Annotated in this window: 3 protein-coding genes; all 3 read right to left on the reverse strand. The window is 27.8% G+C overall.

The genetic code is table 11. The annotated features are described in order from the left end of the window. Positions 1 to 218 precede the first annotated feature (218 nt). The 3 genes from U9R42_09390 to U9R42_09400 all read right to left on the reverse strand — a co-directional run bounded on the left by U9R42_09390 (position 219) and on the right by U9R42_09400 (position 2,498). On the reverse strand, positions 219 to 1,433 hold the full coding sequence (locus U9R42_09390; GenBank protein ID MEA3496234.1) for a hypothetical protein: 1,215 nt from the start codon (positions 1,431 to 1,433) through the stop codon (positions 219 to 221). 23 nt (positions 1,434 to 1,456) lie between these two features. Continuing rightward, positions 1,457 to 1,888 (reverse strand): DUF6508 domain-containing protein, encoded by a 432-nt coding sequence (locus tag U9R42_09395; protein ID MEA3496235.1) that lies wholly within the window; start codon positions 1,886 to 1,888, stop codon positions 1,457 to 1,459. A 319-nt stretch (positions 1,889 to 2,207) separates the two neighbouring features. Further along, positions 2,208 to 2,498 carry a type I restriction endonuclease gene (locus U9R42_09400; GenBank protein MEA3496236.1) on the reverse strand — a complete coding sequence of 97 codons (291 nt, stop codon included), beginning with the start codon at positions 2,496 to 2,498 and terminating at the stop codon, positions 2,208 to 2,210. Positions 2,499 to 2,536 lie beyond the last annotated feature (38 nt).

Consider the following 2,536-nt stretch of genomic DNA (forward strand, 5'->3'; position numbering starts at 1 on the left):
TCGCTTTAAACTAATGAGTGATTGGAAAATGTTATATTTGTAATATTATTATACCTAATAAAATCGTTGAATACTTTCGGTAAGACCCGCTTGGTTTATCCTGAACGAAGTTGAAGGGCTTGGTGGTTATGTTTGCATTTTAGTATAGCAGATAAATGTGAGAGGTTCACTTTGTTAGCCGTAGTTTTAACGAAGGAATACTGGCGGAGATTACTCCGTCAGCCGCCTACTCGATTAGGCATTGTATATTTTAATAATTCACATTTTTTACCAAAACAATCAATTTTATAATTACAGTTCGTTAATGCTACTGGACAATAATATTTCGTATCAATAACACAGATTTTCTTAAAGTTTGATTTCTCGTATCCTTTCACTAATCCAATTGGACAAATATCACAATTATTGTTTTCACACATTCTTGGTACAAAATCAAATGTTATATCAAATTGTTCTGGGTAAGAATTGCCTAAATCATCCTTGTGTTTCTCAAAATATTCTCTGAGAATTTTATTTAAACTCTTTTTTGAGTTTTCATATTCAGTATTTTCAAGAATGCAATTTCTGAATTTTGAGTTGTTATTCCATACATCACCTGGTAATTCAAATTGTTGAAAAGATTTTAATGTAAATAATCGAGATATATTAACATTTTCACATTCTAATGAGTTCTTGAAATACACATTAAATTCTGGGGATTTAAAAAAATCCCTTAAACTACACCAAGCCCTTTTTTGATTGAAATTTTTGTCTTTTTTAAAATTCTTAAATTCTCTTTCAAAACTATCTGTTAATATTGCTTTGACTTTTTTAGTCCTAATTTTTGCTTTCTCAATATTTCCGTTAAAGTCTGTAATATCTGTTTTCCTTGGTTGCCCAATTTCGTAATATGTTAAAAGATAAAGAGAAAATAATATCCGTTTAATTAAATCGTCTTTTTCTTTGTATTTGTTTATTTGGTCTGCAATGTACTTTGTTAATGAATAATTGTATTCACTTAAAATATCAAAAGTAAAAAGAATAGAATAATAATCAGATGGATAATATCTTGGTGTAAATTTTACAATGTCAGTTTCATTGTATCCATATGATTTTTTTAAAATTGAATTACCACCTATTTTTGAAGTACTTATAAAGGCATACCCATTGTTTTTATCCTTTTTTATAAAACTATCTGAATGGTTTGGGTTTAATAATTTCAAATCCCCATGTTCTTTGAAATTATTAGTTAATTCCGAAAAAACAAATCCGCCAATATCCCAAATCCGTTCAAATGCCATCTGTCTATCAGAGATGTAACAAAGCCAATGAGTAAGTAATTTTGTGTCATCATCAAGATCATTTTTGTAAAAATTTATGAGATTGTAATTTGAAATCAAGTCCCAACGAACTTTATCATAAAATGATATTATTTTAAATATTTTTGTTAACATATATATTCTTTTAGTTACATCGCTTATTGTTCAATATTTTTCTTTATCTCGTTTAGTATTATTTCTATTGATCTATCTTTAAATCTTCCTGCCAATGCACCATCACAGAATCTATTATTTCTTATAAATGCTGTTAGGATTTTTAAAAGTGTTATAGTGTCTAAATTGGTATAATTTCCTTTATTAACAATCTCTCTGCCTTCATCCCATTCTGTCCAATTGAAAGGAATAACTAATTTAAGTTTGTACATTATCTTCTCGAAGTCTAACACTATTTTGGACTCAATTATTGGTGTTATTTTAAAATTGTCAGGGTCATTTTCATCTTCTATTATACCACCACTTCTAATAAACTCTTTACTTGATTCAATAACAGGAATTAATACAAACAGTTCTTTCCAATCATTTAATGTTAGTTTGTATATTTGTTTTTCAAACTCTTCTAATTCAGTCATTTTAATATTTGTGTTTTTAAATATAATGCCTAACGTAGTAATATAGTTAATGGTTTATATTTCTCCAATATTTTTTGAAAAAGGTGTTTTTTTACATTCCGATATGGCGTGTAAAGCACCACTGTTAGGATGAGTTCTCGTAAATCTCATCTAATGGATTTTTAATTAATTCAAGTTTTTTATTTGCTACATGTGTATAAATTTCTGTTGTTTTACTTGATTCATGTTCTATTAAATTTTGAATATATCTTAAATTTATTTGCAAATGTAATAATTATTTATTTGATAACAAATTGTTACGAAAGCTATCAATAAATCATTATCCTTTCAGTTTCAATCGAATTGTTGCTTTGAATTCAAATACTACAATAGGTAAACCATTTATGTAGATTATGCCATCAGGTATTCGTTTTTCTGTTCCTACAATTTCGAGCTGATTAACAAACTTGTAGATATTATGGTCTTTGCCGTATTTTACTTTTGGTTCAGCAACAACATTATCTAAATCACGACTTTGTGTTTGTGGTGGAAGTCCTGAATAATCAATCAGTTCAATATGAATATCTTTTTGTGTTCTGTCTTCTCTTTTGAGAATGAAACCATCAGCCAGCTAACGCATTATTTTTTTGTTACTCTCGTAAAGGTCGG

The sequence above is a fragment of the Bacteroidota bacterium genome (assembly GCA_034723125.1).
Taxonomy (GTDB): domain Bacteria; phylum Bacteroidota; class Bacteroidia; order CAILMK01; family JAAYUY01; genus JAYEOP01.

Excerpts from the sequence above, each read along its gene's own strand:
- U9R42_09395 (MEA3496235.1), bottom strand. The coding sequence starts at position 1,888 with ATGACTGAATTAGAAGAGTTTGAAAAACAAATATACAAACTAACATTA.
- U9R42_09390 (MEA3496234.1), bottom strand. The coding sequence starts at position 1,433 with ATGTTAACAAAAATATTTAAAATAATATCATTTTATGATAAAGTTCGT.